The sequence below is a fragment of the Psychrobacter sp. NPDC078501 genome (genome assembly GCF_044900935.1).
In the GTDB taxonomy this organism is placed as follows: Bacteria; Pseudomonadota; Gammaproteobacteria; order Pseudomonadales; family Moraxellaceae; genus Psychrobacter.
Window position 1 is genome coordinate 186,670 of sequence record NZ_JBJDOS010000001.1, and the last position, 15,065, is coordinate 201,734.

General features: G+C 42.8%; 15 protein-coding genes. 13 read left to right on the top strand and 2 right to left on the bottom strand.

Going from position 1 to position 15,065, the window contains the following annotated elements; all coding sequences use genetic code 11:
* Nucleotides 1-80: 80 nt before the first annotated feature.
* From ACI2IW_RS00715 to ACI2IW_RS00730, 4 genes are all read left to right on the top strand, one after another.
* Nucleotides 81-524: a MarR family winged helix-turn-helix transcriptional regulator gene (locus ACI2IW_RS00715; protein WP_404692312.1), complete on the top strand. Its 444-nt coding sequence runs from the start codon at nucleotides 81-83 to the stop codon at nucleotides 522-524.
* A 16-nt stretch (nucleotides 525-540) separates the two neighbouring features.
* Nucleotides 541-1,335, top strand: a complete 795-nt coding sequence (locus ACI2IW_RS00720) for a siderophore-interacting protein (RefSeq protein WP_404692313.1) — start codon at nucleotides 541-543, stop codon at nucleotides 1,333-1,335.
* Nucleotides 1,336-1,368: 33 nt separating this feature from the next.
* Complete coding sequence (locus tag ACI2IW_RS00725; protein ID WP_404692314.1) at nucleotides 1,369-1,899, top strand: DUF2798 domain-containing protein; 531 nt, start codon at nucleotides 1,369-1,371, stop codon at nucleotides 1,897-1,899.
* Nucleotides 1,900-2,442: 543 nt separating this feature from the next.
* On the top strand, nucleotides 2,443-2,751 hold the full coding sequence (locus ACI2IW_RS00730) for a helix-turn-helix transcriptional regulator (RefSeq protein WP_160022967.1): 309 nt from the start codon (nucleotides 2,443-2,445) through the stop codon (nucleotides 2,749-2,751).
* A gap of 271 nt (nucleotides 2,752-3,022) precedes the next feature.
* On the opposite strand, the gene ACI2IW_RS00735 is transcribed toward ACI2IW_RS00730, so the two are convergent.
* Nucleotides 3,023-4,522, bottom strand: coding sequence for a SulP family inorganic anion transporter (locus ACI2IW_RS00735; protein WP_404692315.1), 1,500 nt, complete (start codon nucleotides 4,520-4,522; stop codon nucleotides 3,023-3,025).
* Between the two features lie 645 nt (nucleotides 4,523-5,167).
* Between ACI2IW_RS00735 and ACI2IW_RS00740 the strand changes: the two genes are divergently transcribed.
* From ACI2IW_RS00740 to yfaE, 9 genes are all read left to right on the top strand, one after another.
* The gene (locus ACI2IW_RS00740) at nucleotides 5,168-6,127 is read left to right on the top strand and encodes a bestrophin family protein (protein WP_404692316.1); all 960 of its coding nucleotides are present in this window, start codon (nucleotides 5,168-5,170) and stop codon (nucleotides 6,125-6,127) included.
* Between the two features lie 539 nt (nucleotides 6,128-6,666).
* Nucleotides 6,667-6,957 (top strand): YbeD family protein, encoded by a 291-nt coding sequence (locus ACI2IW_RS00745; RefSeq protein WP_057762424.1) that lies wholly within the window; start codon nucleotides 6,667-6,669, stop codon nucleotides 6,955-6,957.
* A 502-nt stretch (nucleotides 6,958-7,459) separates the two neighbouring features.
* The gene (gene nrdA, locus ACI2IW_RS00750) at nucleotides 7,460-9,736 is read left to right on the top strand and encodes a class 1a ribonucleoside-diphosphate reductase subunit alpha (RefSeq protein WP_404692317.1); all 2,277 of its coding nucleotides are present in this window, start codon (nucleotides 7,460-7,462) and stop codon (nucleotides 9,734-9,736) included.
* An 82-nt stretch (nucleotides 9,737-9,818) separates the two neighbouring features.
* A complete protein-coding gene (locus ACI2IW_RS00755; protein WP_404692318.1) occupies nucleotides 9,819-10,532 on the top strand; it encodes a hypothetical protein in 714 nt (237 codons plus the stop codon).
* A 394-nt stretch (nucleotides 10,533-10,926) separates the two neighbouring features.
* On the top strand, nucleotides 10,927-11,178 hold the full coding sequence (locus ACI2IW_RS00760) for a type II toxin-antitoxin system Phd/YefM family antitoxin (RefSeq protein ID WP_404692319.1): 252 nt from the start codon (nucleotides 10,927-10,929) through the stop codon (nucleotides 11,176-11,178).
* Complete coding sequence (locus ACI2IW_RS00765) at nucleotides 11,168-11,455, top strand: type II toxin-antitoxin system RelE/ParE family toxin (protein WP_404692320.1); 288 nt, start codon at nucleotides 11,168-11,170, stop codon at nucleotides 11,453-11,455. Before ACI2IW_RS00760 ends, ACI2IW_RS00765 begins: the two co-directional genes overlap by 11 nt.
* Nucleotides 11,456-11,491: 36 nt before the next feature.
* Entirely contained in the window at nucleotides 11,492-11,863 is a 372-nt protein-coding gene (locus ACI2IW_RS00770; RefSeq protein WP_404692321.1) for a hypothetical protein, read from the top strand.
* 97 nt (nucleotides 11,864-11,960) lie between these two features.
* Nucleotides 11,961-13,094 (top strand): class Ia ribonucleoside-diphosphate reductase subunit beta, encoded by a 1,134-nt coding sequence (nrdB, locus tag ACI2IW_RS00775; RefSeq protein ID WP_057759544.1) that lies wholly within the window; start codon nucleotides 11,961-11,963, stop codon nucleotides 13,092-13,094.
* Between the two features lie 171 nt (nucleotides 13,095-13,265).
* Nucleotides 13,266-13,535 carry a class I ribonucleotide reductase maintenance protein YfaE gene (gene yfaE, locus ACI2IW_RS00780; protein WP_057759542.1) on the top strand — a complete coding sequence of 90 codons (270 nt, stop codon included), beginning with the start codon at nucleotides 13,266-13,268 and terminating at the stop codon, nucleotides 13,533-13,535.
* 190 nt (nucleotides 13,536-13,725) lie between these two features.
* On the opposite strand, the gene ACI2IW_RS00785 is transcribed toward yfaE, so the two are convergent.
* A complete protein-coding gene (locus tag ACI2IW_RS00785; protein ID WP_404692322.1) occupies nucleotides 13,726-15,051 on the bottom strand; it encodes a S1C family serine protease in 1,326 nt (441 codons plus the stop codon).
* Nucleotides 15,052-15,065: the final 14 nt, after the last annotated feature.

The following is a 15,065-nucleotide window of genomic DNA, read 5'->3' on the forward strand; positions in this document are numbered from 1 at the left end:
CCTTCAAAAATCACTTTATAGTTGACACTATCAACCTTATTATATATAGTTGCTTCTATCAACTATATCAAAGAGTTTTTATGTCTAACAATTCATTGAGCGAAACACTACATCAATTGATGCATACCTATACCAATCTACTGCTAGAAGGCATTCGTCAGCAAGGTGTCGAGTTGTCCGTGACTAATATCAGAACCTTAAAAGGTGTCTGCTATAACCCGAATAGCACTGCGCTATCAATCTCTAAACACATGCAGCGAGACAAAGCGCAAATCACTCGTGCCTTAAATGACCTTTTAGCAGCTGAGCTAATCTTGAAGACAGATAACCCGCTTGATGGTCGCAGCCAATTACTACAGCTGACCTCTAAAGGCGAAGAAGTTATGGCAAAGCTTGATGCAGCAGAAGAATGGACAAGACAGCAATTAACGAAAGATTTAAGCCTCGTAGAGCTTGCCTTATTTTTCCGTGTCAGTCGCACCATGATAGACAACGTTAGCACCAGCAAGACTACAGATAAATAAGTAAGGACAGATCCGTATGAATAACACAATAAATCAGAAACCAGTGCGCGAAATCATGACCGTTGCTCACAAGCAAATGATTACTCCGCACTACATCCGTATATACCTCACAGGCCAAGCAGATACTATTGCCAATATCGCGACAATGACTGTTGGCGCAAATAACAAAGTACTTATCCCTGTCGATAAAGCTGAGCCAATTGACCTAAATGACAATACTACTTTTGTAGTTCGCACTTATACTCATCGCGGCGCTGATGTAGCAAAACAACAGATCTGGATTGATTTTGTCGCTCATGGTGACGAGGCGCCTGCTTCAGGTTGGGCTACTCATGCTGAGGTTGGCGACGAGATTGGTATCTTAATGAAGCCTAAAACCAAAGCGCTTTGTCCTGATGCAGATAATTTTCTACTGATTGGCGATGCCACAGCGATACCTGTGCTCGGCTCAATACTAGAAACCTTGCCTGCCAGCGCGACTGGTCAATGCATCATCGAAGTACACGGTGTAGAAGATGAACAAAAGTTGTCGACAGCGGCCAATATCACCATGACATGGTTACATAACCCAGATCCAACACAAGGCAGCCAATTAATCGACACAGTAAAATCTCTCGATTTGCCAACTGAAGAGCAGAGCCGTTTTGCTTATATCGCTAGCGAACTCTCATCTGTCAAAGCGCTACGCCATTACCTAAAGGTCGAGCAACAGTGGTCTAAGGATGAGCTATATGCCTTTTCTTACTGGAAAGCAGGTGTTGCAGAAGATCAATCTGTAAGCGATCGACAGGCAGAAAAAAACACCGACTAACTAATCGCTCTTTATGATGATAGGAAAATAACGATGGCTCCAAATACTATGCCGGCAAATACCGAGACCCTGCTCATTGATGGCAATAAAAATAGTGGCGCTAAGAATGATGGCATTAAAAAAACACCGTTGCTCTATAAAGTGTTATTAATACTTGCCTTAATGACTGTCATAGGTGGTCTCTTAACAGGTGTGATGACCTATATGAATATCGGATATTCCGATACATTTTTTATAGACTGGTCTAGAGCGCTACTTGCAGCGTATGCGATTATGCCGATTGGCTTTTTACTGATGGGTCTGGTCACAAAATACATTAATCACAAGCTACCTAATACCAAAGCGTACAAGCGCAATCTCATTACAGGTATATTAATGGCTTGTATAATCGAGTCTATGTTGGCCTTTAGTACTGCCTCAAAGACGATTGGTTTTGCCAATCAAACAGCATTTTTGAATGGCTGGTTAGAAGGATTTCTAGTTGCATTACCAGTAGGATTGACGTTAATGGTCATTGTTTCTATGACTATTAAACCAAAAATTGAGGCATTTCTAAAAAGCTAAGATATCACAACTATGCTTATTAGGTTTTTCGGTACTCTACCGCGATGCTAACTAAATTAATAAAAAAGCTTAATAAAATTTAAGAACATAAAGCATCAAGGGCGTGTTGAATGTTCAACACGCCCTTGTCATATCAGAAGCTTTCTAATACTATTTTACTGCTGGTTTGGCAAAGAACTGACGTGGATTTAATAAGTCAGGCGTAACAACGTTTAGTATTAAATACGGTTTGAAAGAGTCTTTTTTTACCCGTCATATATTATTACTATTCGACAATATTCCGATGACTAGACAGTACAACTGTCATAATTAATCTAGTTTTGGCTGTATACTCTACTGTTATAGAAACGTATAGTCAGAATATAAACGCTAGTTATAAGCAGTATCTTACTAGTAGCCGTTTATTTGTATATGGTTGACACATTGGTGGTAGATAGATTCTACACCGCTTTAGTGTTTATACTCATAATGAGTAAACTAAAAACCTAATGTTCCACTCTGACAGTTGTTGATTATTAACTAGGTATCGATATCACACATTTTATGAATACAGAAAACATAATATCTGCACTTAACAACCCCATGCGTCGCCAAATCATAAAGTGGTTGAAAGACAGGTCTAACTTTCCAGCGTCATTACCAGAGCATGCTAATCTGGATGGGGTATGCGTCAGTTACATCCAAGAAAAAGCTGGATTGTCGCAATCAACCATTTCAAACTATATGGGTGTGTTAAAAAAAGCAGGATTGGTTACGTCCGAACGCCATGGGCAATGGACGTTGTATCAGCGTCATGAAGCTAACATCGAAGCATTTCTCAATGAAGTTGAAAAAGAGCTGTTGAAGCTTTAAAAATTTCTCATAATCTTTAGAGCTATTTTTCTTTGTTAAAAAACATCTAGATATTTCAATATAACGATTAACTATCTTCATACCGCATCATCCAAACCAGTACTTCTTCCCTTCTAGCTATTCCTTCTCTTCTGCCATCCTATTAGCTTGTAAAAACTTTATCCATAAAAGAATATAGTCTTCTAATCAGGTTTTAATCTGCATAAAAAAAGCCGAGATATACTCAGCTTTTTTGTATTTATCAATATGACACTATTGATACATAGCTAATTTAATGCGCGCCTAAGCTTTGCTCAGCATCTGGCTTATCATGCACACCGAAATTGTCTATCATCGCCTGGCTCGCCTCGTTCAAACCGATGAGCTCTACCTCAGTGCCTTCACGGCGAAATTTAATAATCACTTTATCTATGGCGGCGACTGCTGTCACGTCCCAAAAATGCGCGCGCGACACGTCAATGACCACGTTAGAGACAGATTCTTTAATATCAAAGGAGTCAATCATACGCTCTGCTGATGAAAAAAACACTTGTCCATCAACTCGATAATAACGCGTTTGCGCTGCTTCATCCATGTGACTATGCACGCTCATATAGCGCTCAATCTTATTGGCAAAGAACAATGCTGACAGCAATACACCAATCAATACGCCATAGGCCAAGTTGTGCGTTGCGACCACCACAGCAACGGTCGTAATCATGACCACATTACTTTGCAGCGGCTTAGTTTTTAGCTCTTTAAATGAACCCCAGTTAAAAGTACCGATAGACACCATAATCATCACAGCGACCAATGCGGCCATTGGAATAATCTTTAACCAATCACTTAAAAACACCACCATCAATAATAAAAACACGCCTGCCACTAAGGTAGAAAGACGTGTATAGCCGCCTGATTTTACGTTAATGATCGACTGTCCAATCATCGCACAGCCTGCCATCCCGCCAAAAAAACTGCTAACCACATTGGCAATACCTTGGCCTTTGCATTCTTGCGTACGGTCGCCTTTGGTATCAGTTAAATCATCTACGATCGTCATGGTCATCATAGACTCAAGTAAGCCCACTATCGCCAAACTGATAGAATACGGAAAAATAATAATCAACGTATCTAAGTTCAACGGGATATCAGGTATCAAAAACATCGGCAGAGTGTCAGGCAGCTGTCCCATATCATTGATGGTTCGAGCCTCTGCACCTAGTAGGATGGCTATAGCCGTCACCAGTACGATACTGACCAATGGCGATGGAATCACTTTACCGATCTTTGGAATATATGGATAGCCATAGATAATGACTAGACCTAGCGCTACAAGACCATAAACATGTACTAGGTTTGAACCTGCCTGCGGCATCAGCTCAGGAACCTGCGACATAAAAATCAAAATAGCCAAGGCATTGATAAAGCCTAGCACTATGGATTGCGATACATATTTCATCAGATTACCTAGCTTTAAGAAGCCAAAGATAATCTGTATAACACCTGTCAGCACACTGGCTGCTAACAAATACTGTAATCCATAATCCTTGACCAGCGTCACCATTAGTAGCGCCATCGCACCAGTCGCCGCCGAAATCATCGCTGGACGACCGCCAACAAACGAAATCACTACCGCGATACAAAATGAGGCATAAAGCCCTACTTGGGGATCGACACCAGCAATGATAGAAAACGCAATCGCTTCAGGGATAAGTGCTAAAGCGACGACCATGCCAGCCAAGACATCGCCGCGCGCATTGGATAACCAATGCTCTTTAATTGTATTTAACATATTTAACTCAGTTTCGGGGAACTGCTTTAGTCTGTCAATAAACGAGGTATCTAATCATTATGTAGTTAAAAATCAGCTCACATGAAAAGTCTGACACATCTTTATTTAGATCCTTTGCTATCTAGGCACATCTCTATCTAGGTACTTTACCCATTACCTGTCAGGTAATAAATATAAGGGTGTGAACGATCATAGTTAGCGAGTTATCGTCATAACATACTTTTAGTGGGATAATCTTTATGATCCACTAGATATATCGAATAGTGATACAAACGTTAAAGCAGTGCGTGCGCACAAGAAAAAGCGTTAGACGCTTTATGAGAGTAATTGCTATAGGAAGCAATCATTACTGAGGAGGGGTACAGCTAGGGTGGCGTATTCATCTTTGTGGTGACAGCTTTTATAGAGTTAAGAAGTGATATTTGGCGTCATTTTAACATACATAAAGTAGATTAATAAAAACATCGCCCTTTTCGCCGAGGATTTAACTTTTTAGCTATCTCAATTACCGAGCTTAAGTAACCACCCTACTCTTTTGATTAAATAAATTTATAATCTTTTAGGCTTTACAGAACTCATTTCTATATTAGAATCACACGAGACATTGAATAGTGTCTCCATATACCTCATCGCTAGGAAACTGACATGATTGTCCGGCAAACACCCAATGCCCTTAAGATATTTTTCACTCTGCGTGGATCAATCATTCCAAAAATTTATCCGCAAATTTTGCTGATTACTATTCTTAGTACGCTCATCACGATTATTCAGCACTGGATGCCTGACTCGTTTCCTTATTATGGTATGGCAACGTTTACCTTGCTCGGGATTGCCTTATCGTTGTTTCTTGGGTTTCGAAACAATGCCAGTTATCAGCGTTGGTGGGAAGCGCGCGGACTGTGGGGTCAGCTGGTATATGACTCTCGTAGCTTAACGCGCCAAGTGCTGTCTTTTATAGATGATGACGATGCGACTGCCATAGATGATGGCGAGGATGACAATGCGACTGCACACGATACTCAGCGAACGATGGTATATCTGACCATTTCTTTTGCCCATGCTGTGCGCCACCGATTGCGTGGTACGCCACCTTGGGCGGATATCGAGCCTCTTGTTGCAGCGATACACCATGACCGTATGCGCCAAGCGAAAAACGTACCTGATTATATAATGCGCCTAATGGGTAAACAGCTTGGCGATATTCGGCGTCAAGGACTGGTATCGGAACAAGTCATACAAAATATGGATGAACGCCTGACCTCTATGACAATTGTACTGGCAGCGTGCGAGCGCATTCATAACACACCACTGCCCTTTGCTTACATGCTGCTGGTACATCGCACGACCTATTTATATTGCATTATGTTGCCCTTCGGTTTGGTGGCATCACTCGGTTGGGCAACCCCGTTGGTTTGTGCGGTGATTGCTTATACCTTTTTTGGTTTGGACGCGCTTAGTGAAGAGTTAGAAGAACCTTTTGGCTTGGCGGCTAATCAGTTACCTTTGACTGCCTTATCACGCACCATCGAGATTAATCTAAGAGAAGCATTGGGAGAGACGGATATTCCGCCTGATATCACTCCTATCAATGGTTATTTGCAATAGCTTCTATTAACAGTTTTAATAAAAGCCACTTAGCTTACTTCAAGATGGAACGGACTAAATACAGACTTCACTTGAATAATCGCTCATAGACCACTATAAACAGTGCATATATTCTCTGCCTAATATAGCCATTCCACTATAAAAGTATAACAGCGTTAACCTCGCTTGATGTATCACATGTACATCTACACTCGGTTGCCTTGTACTACTTTTAAATTGAATCGACTATAGCTTGACTGATTTAAGTGCCACTAATGTCTACACTGAGCCTGTCTTAGCTTTTGGCGTTATGATTTTGGCATGATTTGAGCAGATGTCTAACTAACTGAATGTCTATAGCAGCGATTTTCGAATGCCTTAATGTTAGTTACTTAATTATTTACTGCTAATGACTGATTAACTTTTTTCTATTTACCTATATAAGCGAGGCTCATATCATGAGTGATGATTCAAAAGACAACAACGACAACAGCACAAATAACCCAACCAGCAATCAGCCGTCAGTTAAGGTCACTGACCTGACGCCAAATAAAGGCGCATTGGTAGGCAAAAAGACCGATATTCAAAACCCAGAGCTTTGGGAGTTCCCGATGAACTATCCACTGAGCATCATCGGTCATGAAGGCGAGCGTGAGAGTTTGCTCAATGAAGTGAAGCTAATCTTGGGTAGCCAGTTCCCTGATTTTGATTTGGCCTCTATCGAAGTTAAACCGTCTAAAACAGGTCGTTTTCACTCAGCACGGGTTAATTTATACCTCACCGCTGCTGAGCAAGTAAATGCGCTTTATGCCTCGCTCGATAATGCAAAAACGGTTCGTATTGTTTTATAAGTCGCATAGAAAACTTTAACGCCTTTTTAGTCCAAATCGTCACTCGCTAGTAATAAGATATGGGTGGCGATTTTTTGTGGTTTGATGTACAATCTGCGCCCGCATTATTGCCGCCATGACTCGCAATATCAGTCGACAATAACCGAGAGAATGAAAAGTAAATCTCACGATATTTTTACAAAAATTTTATTATTGACCGCATTTGCGTCTAACCCTTATCCCATCGTCCTTTGCCAAAATTTGGACTGCCTACAACCTTGTAGCAACATAGTTTTATTCTAAAATCAATATAGTATTTTCAAAATTTTCCCGCTATATTGTGCCTACCAATTAACAAACACGCTATATGTAGTACTCAGTGATTTTAACCGTCACTATGAGTAGTGGTAGCTTTTTGTCCAAAAAAACCAGCTAGCACAACCCCACATAATAGCGTTATAAAGAATGTCTGCCGCCCACTCGGCGCGCAACATCACAATAAGCAATCAAAATAGAGGCCAGCATGACACATATTGACAAAATCCAAGTAACCAAACGTGATGGACGTTTAGAGCCTATTGATTTAGACAAAATTCACAAGGTAATAGCCTGGGCAGCTCATGGCTTGGACAACGTGTCTGTGTCTCAAGTTGAGCTAAAGTCGCACATCCAGTTTTATGAAGGTATCAAGACTCGTGACATTCACGAAACCATCATCAAGTCTGCCGCCGACCTAATCTCTGAAACCACGCCTGACTATCAATATCTGGCTGCGCGTTTGGCTATCTTCCATCTACGTAAGATTGCTTATAACAAATTCACCCCGCCGCACCTATATGACCATGTCAAAACTTTGACTGATGCTGGCAAATATGATGAGCATATCCTAGCGGACTATAGCCGTGCTGAATTTGATGAATTAGAAGAGTATCTGGATCACTGGCGCGATATGAATCTTGCCTATGCAGCGGTTGAGCAAATGGCAGGCAAATACCTAGTACAAGACCGTGTCACGAAGACCGTGTACGAGAGCCCGCAGTTCTTATATATGCTGGTCGGTATGTGTCTGTTTAGCCAATACGACAAGTCAGATCGTCTTGATTTCGTCAAACGCTTCTATGATGCGACCTCAGAGTTCAAAATCTCACTACCGACGCCTATCATGTCAGGTGTACGTACGCCATCGCGTCAGTTTAGCTCGTGCGTACTGATCGAATGTGGTGATAGCCTAGACTCTATCAACGCCACCACCAGCGCCATCGTACGCTACGTATCACAGCGTGCTGGTATCGGCATCAACGCAGGTCGTATCCGTGCCCTTGGTAGCCCTATCCGTGGCGGTGAAGCACAGCATACTGGCTGTATCCCGTTCTACAAACTGTTCCAGACTGCTGTTAAATGCTGCTCACAAGGTGGCGTACGTGGCGGTGCTGCGACGTTGTTCTACCCACTATGGCATTTAGAAGTTGAGTCATTACTGGTACTCAAAAACAACCGCGGCGTCGAAGACAATCGTGTGCGTCATATGGATTACGGCGTACAGTTAAACAAGACAATGTACACGCGCCTAATCAAAGGCCAAGACATCTCGCTATTCTCACCAGGCGATACGCCAGGCTTGTATGATGCGTTCTTTGAAGATCAAGACAAATTCGAAGAGCTATATACCAAATACGAAAATGATCCTAACATCCGTAGCCGTCAAATCCCAGCTGCTGATTTGTTCAGCCTAATGATGCAAGAGCGCGCCAGCACGGGTCGTATCTATATCCAAAACGTCGATCATTGCAACACCCATAGCCCATTTGACGCGGCCATTGCGCCGATTCGCCAGTCAAACCTATGTATGGAAATCGCGCTACCAACCAAGCCACTGGATAACATCAATGACGAAGAAGGCGAAATCGCCCTTTGTACGCTATCAGCAGTCAACTTGGGTAAAGTTGAGAGCGTCAGCGATATCGAAGAGCCAGCTGAGCTAATCGTCCGTGCGCTTGACGCCCTGCTCGACTATCAAGACTATCCAGTTAAGGCGGCTCAAAACGGCAGCATGCGTCGCCGTACGCTTGGTGTGGGCGTAATCAACTATGCCTACTACTTGGCTAAGAATGGCGCACGCTACTCTGACGACAGCGCGCTTGGTCTGACCCATCAGACGTTTGAAGCATTGCAGTTCTATCTCTTAAAAGCATCAAACAAATTGGCAAAAGAGCAAGGCGCGTGCCCTGCGTTCAATGAGACCACGTACTCACAAGGTATCTTACCGATTGATACGTACAAAGCTGACTTGGACAAAATCTGCCAAGAGCCGCTACATCTCGATTGGGAAACGCTACGCGGCGAGATCACTGAGCACGGTCTACGCAACTCTACCCTAACCGCCTTGATGCCGTCTGAGACCTCAAGTCAGATCGCCAACGCGACCAACGGTATTGAGCCACCACGTGGTCTGGTCTCTATCAAAGCGTCAAAAGATGGCATCTTAAAGCAAGTTGTGCCTGAGATTGATAAGCTAAAAGATCAGTACGAGCTACTATGGCAAATGCCAAACAATGACGGTTACCTAAAGCTGGTCGCTATCATGCAAAAATTCGTCGATCAAAGTATCTCTGCCAATACCAACTACGATCCTGTTCGTTATGCTGGTGGCCGTGTACCGATGAAAATATTGCTAAAAGATTTGCTAAACGCTTATAAAATGGGTGTGAAGACGTTGTACTACCATAACACTCGTGATGGTGCGAACGATGCCCAAGCGGATATGGAAGATGATTGTGCTGGCGGTGCGTGTAAGATTTAAGCTTTTGATGGATGGCGAGTTTGGCTTTTGGGTTAAACTCGCTGCTTGGTTTTGTACCTTTGAATTTATTAGGGATTAATAAATGGAACTCAACAATCCAATTGAACGCTTAATAGTTTTTTTAAAGAATGCTAAAAAGATCAGCATTAATACTTCATCTATTAAAGCTTGGGATGAACTCTTAGATACTGAAGGGGATATACCCTTGAGAATGGAAAGAATCGCTAAGTTTCATAGGCTTATTGAGGAGGTTTGTATCGAGCTATCTAACCTTGAGAATTATGAGGATGTTACACAACCTATTATCAAGAACCTAAAAAGATTGCACGAAGTAAATAATTTAAACTCAACTTGGGGAAGTATTGTTAATGTAATTAAAGATACTACAATTATAGGTTTAGAGATTTTCGTAAAATTTGTTGGGGATAGATATACTTCAGATTATGATCTTGAAAAATTATTTTCTATAAAAAAAGAGCTAAATGCGATATTGGAACAAACTTTAGAGTCTCAAGAAATTGAACCTGAACTTAAAAAATTTCTAATAAGAAGTTTAAGGAATATTGTAACCTCAATTGAAGAATACCACATAGCTGGTATCCTTCCAGTTTCCGATGCATTGAACACTTCTCTTGGTAGACTTCTTACAGATGAACAATATAGAGAGCTTCTTAATCAAAATACTTTGGGCAAAAAAATCTCTTTGGTTTTCGCAGAATTAGCTAATATTACAACTGTGCTAACAAGTACTGCACCACTAGTTGGGGTCTCTTTTAAGCTACTTACAAACATCTGATAATTGAATATATCCGTAGTGTTGTAGGGTGCGCCTAGCGCACCGATGATATAAAAATTATATTTAAAGGTGCGCGAGGCGCACCCTACAAATTAAGCTTAAACGGAAGAGTCGTTAAGAAAAAAGAAAGCCGCCCTAACAAGGCTTTTTAGCCCCGACTATAGCAGTATCCTGCTGACAACGATGGCGATGCAGTCCGTGACTGAGCGCAGTATCGAGACAACAGGAATGCGGTCAGACACAATAGACTGCACGCCAGCGGCAAAGCAGATACAAGCGGTAGGCGGGATTGGCTACCGCAAATATTTAAATTTAATACAATAACAAATAAGACCTAATTTTCGTGCTAAAATTAGCCCTATATTTAGAGCGTAATTTTAATGGAGAATGAGTCATGCAACCGATATTTGCGACACAGACAGCCAGTATTTCAGAGCTAAAAAACAATCCTTCTGCCTTGATTAAACAGTCGGACGGTGAGTCGATTGCGATTTTAAACCACAACAAACCCGTGGCTTACTTGGTTTCATCAGACGTGTTTGAGCGTATGATGGAAGCGATGGACGATATGGCACTCAGCCAAACCATAAACGCACGGATGAATGATGGGCAAGCGCCTATCAAGGTCACGTTAGATGACTTATAGCCTTGAGTTTCACCCACTAGCGTTGAAAGAATGGAAAAAGATAGCGCCAAGTATCCAGCAGCAGTTTAAGAAAAAATTACAGCAGCGACTATCCAACCCTCACGTGCCTGCGTCAAAACTCTCTGGACATACAGACACTTATAAAATTAAGTTACGCACCATAGGGTATCGTCTGGTGTATACCGTCAAAGATGATGTGGTGGTGGTTTATGTATTGGCAGTCGGTAAAAGAGAAAACAACAAGGTATATGACAGTCTGGCGACGTGTCAGCCATAATCAAAACCTAGACAGAACTAAAACGACGGAGGTCATGTGCACTATACCGCAATCATCAAAGACGGTGGTTTGTTTATCCCAAACGTATTTTCAGACCTAAACGATGGTGGCTCGCATATCGTACAAGTCGAGGTTGATATTGCAGACGTGCGTCAGCAGTTAGGTGTGGATGAAGCACCAAAGGCAGCCGTCACCAAAAAGGCTGTGGCAAAAGCAGTCAAAAAACCAGTATCGAGAGCGGCTAAAAAAGACTTAAAAATAGCAGCAGAAGAGTCTGATGTGAGCACCCTACGCAAAAGCGCGCTTGATGAACTAGAAGCACTCGATGATAGTGAGCTGAGCGAGATATTCAAAGCCTATATGAACGATGGACAAGAGTCGTCACAGATATCACTAGAGAACCTCTAAGCTGAAACGCTATAATCCAAAAACGTGTCATAACCTCAAATCAAAACCAGTCAAACCCCTATAAATTAATAACCGTATCAATTATAAAGGCAGTCCCATGACTTACTCGATTTTTTCTCAAACGCCAAACAATGCGCTAAAAGAGCCGATGTTCTTTGGTCAGCCCGTCAATGTGGCGCGCTATGATCAACAAAAACACCCTATCTTTGAGCAATTGATTGAAAAGCAGCTATCGTTCTTTTGGCGTCCAGAAGAAGTCGATGTATCACGCGATCGTATCGACTTTAGCAATCTGTCCTCGCATGAGCAGCATATATTTTTGAGCAACCTCAAGTACCAGACCCTACTCGACTCGATCCAAGGTCGTAGTCCAAACGTGGTGCTACTACCACTGGTGTCTATCCCTGAGCTTGAGACGTGGATTGAGACATGGTCATTCTCTGAGACTATTCACTCACGCAGCTATACGCATATCATTCGTAATATCGTCAATGACCCAAATATTATCTTTGATGACATTATGCAAAACGAGCACATCTTAGGCCGTGCTTCTGATATCGCTCAGTACTACGATGAGCTGTACCGCAACTCGCAGCTATATAGCCTATACGGTCCAGGTACGCACAATATCAATGGCGAGCAAGTGACGGTTGATTTGAGATCACTCAAAAAGCAGATGTATCTATGTATTATGGCGGTCAACGTTCTAGAAGCCATTCGTTTCTATGTATCGTTTGCCTGCTCATTTGCCTTTGCTGAGCGTAAATTGATGGAAGGTAATGCCAAAATCATCAAGCTAATCGCTCGTGATGAAGCGCTGCATTTGACTGGTACACAGCACATGCTGAACCTGATGCGCAACGGTCGTGACGATCCTGAGATGGTCGAAATTGCCGCAGAGTGCTATGAAGAAAGCATTGAAATCTTCCGTAAAGCTGCTGAGCAAGAAAAAGAATGGGCAGGCTATCTGTTCAAAGATGGCTCAATGATTGGTCTAAATAAAGACATTCTCTGCCAATATATCGAATACATCACCAACTTACGTATGGAAACTGTCGGCTTGCCAGCGGCGTTCCCGAACTCAAAGTCAAACCCAATCCCGTGGATTAATACGTGGTTGTCGTCTGACAATGTGCAAGTAGCACCGCAAGAGACTGAGATTAGCTCGTACTTGGTTGGTCAGATTGACTCTGACTTATCGGATAGTGATTTTGATGACTTTGAATTATAAGAGCTGAGTTGTAAGAGCTTTGAGCTAGAAAGGCTTTAAATTATAAAAGCTTGGAATGATAAAGGCTTAAGCGATAGAAACTTGAAGTTATAAAATTTCTATCGCTGTAATCGTCTTATGGGTTAACAGTAGGGATAGTAATAGCACAGACATATCCCAATAGGATTCACGATGACTTGGGTAATGACCAGTAAAAAGCAGTTCTATCTACATGATGACGAGAGTCTGCTAGATGGACTGCTACGCACCGGACACGACGTAAACTATCAGTGCCGCGAAGGCTACTGTGGTAGCTGCCGAGTCAAACGTATTGCTAGCTCGCATACGGTCGATTATCCATTTGACCCACTGGCGATGATTGAAGAAGATGAGATCCTGCCTTGCTGTTGCCGTGTGCAAGGTGTCATTTATATCAATCATGACCCTATTGAAAAGTTATAGCAGGGTTGTAAGCATAAAGGCTATAAGTAAGCAAAGTTAGCTGTTTGCTTTTAGTTTCAAGAAATCAGCTCCAACAAAAAGCGCGCTCCTTTAGATAAGGAGCGCGCTTTTTTATGTTATCAGCTAAATGCATGTACTGTCTCATATACAAATTATGAAGCAGCACCTAGTGGTAAGAAGAACCTACGACTTACTGCGACGCGGCATCTTGTTCAAACAGTTTCATCAGCTCTTCACGCATACGATCACGCTCTGCCTTTGACATCATTGGCGTTTCTTCATCACCTTGAATGTTTGGTTGCTCCATTCCGCCCATGCTCTCATTTTGTAGTACGACAGGACGCTCAAGTGGTTCTTGTGCTGGACGCTCTTCTAACATGATTTTTACTTGGGCATTTTTACCTTGACGCAATATTTGCGCATCCAGTTCAGTATTTGGTGGTTTTCGAGCAACATACTGAATCAAAGTATTGGCATCTGTCATCTCGACATCGTCGATGGTTAGGACGATATCACCGACACGTAGACCGCTTTTCGCCGCTGGACTGTTATCAATGACGTTTAGTACTTCTACGCCTGTTGACGTCTCTAACTGTGTTGGGTCACGTAGCTGTGACTGAATCTCGATACCCAACCAGCCACGACTGACACGGCCGTCTTTGATCAAGGCATTCATCACTTGCTCAACCAGTGCCGTTGGAATGGCAAAGCCAATGCCCATCGAGCCACCAGAGCGCGAGAATATGACGGTGTTGATACCGACTAGCTCACCGTGAGCATCGACCAGTGCGCCGCCTGAGTTACCCGGATTGATCGCCGCATCGGTCTGGATAAAGTCTTCAAACTTATTGACGCCCAGTCCAGTACGACCAGTCGCTGAGATAATCCCCTGCGTCACTGTCTGACCCACACCGAATGGATTACCAATTGCTAGTGCCAAATCGCCCACACGAATCGGATCTTCGCGAAAGCCAAGTGGTGTCAGCCCTGTCATATCAACCTTGATCACAGCTAGATCACTATCAGGATCTGTACCGATGATTCTGGCACGACTCTTACGACCATCATTGAACGCGACTGTGATTTCATCGGCCTTTTCGATCACATGGGCATTGGTCACGATATAACCGTCTTCTGATACGATCACACCAGAGCCTAAATTGGTATTGCCCTGCTCTTGTGATGGGCCACCATGATATTCAAAAAACCGGCGTAGTACGGGATCATCCATATAAGGATGCTCGGTCATCGTTTGCGTCGTATAGATATTGACTACAGACTGCGACGCACGCGCCACTGCATTATGATAAGAAGAGATAGGCGCTGGCGTGTCCGACACTGGCTCTGCTGCTTGCTGCTCCGCAGGCGGGGTTCTCGGCGGCTCCCATGTAGCCTCCGACGTCGATTTCATACTCGTGAACAACCAGATAAACGCTGCCAACACTAGCAGCAATAAGACCCAAGGTAACCATTTTAATAAAGACGCCTTGTTATTGGTGTTCCGGGATGACGACATATAAAACCTCTATA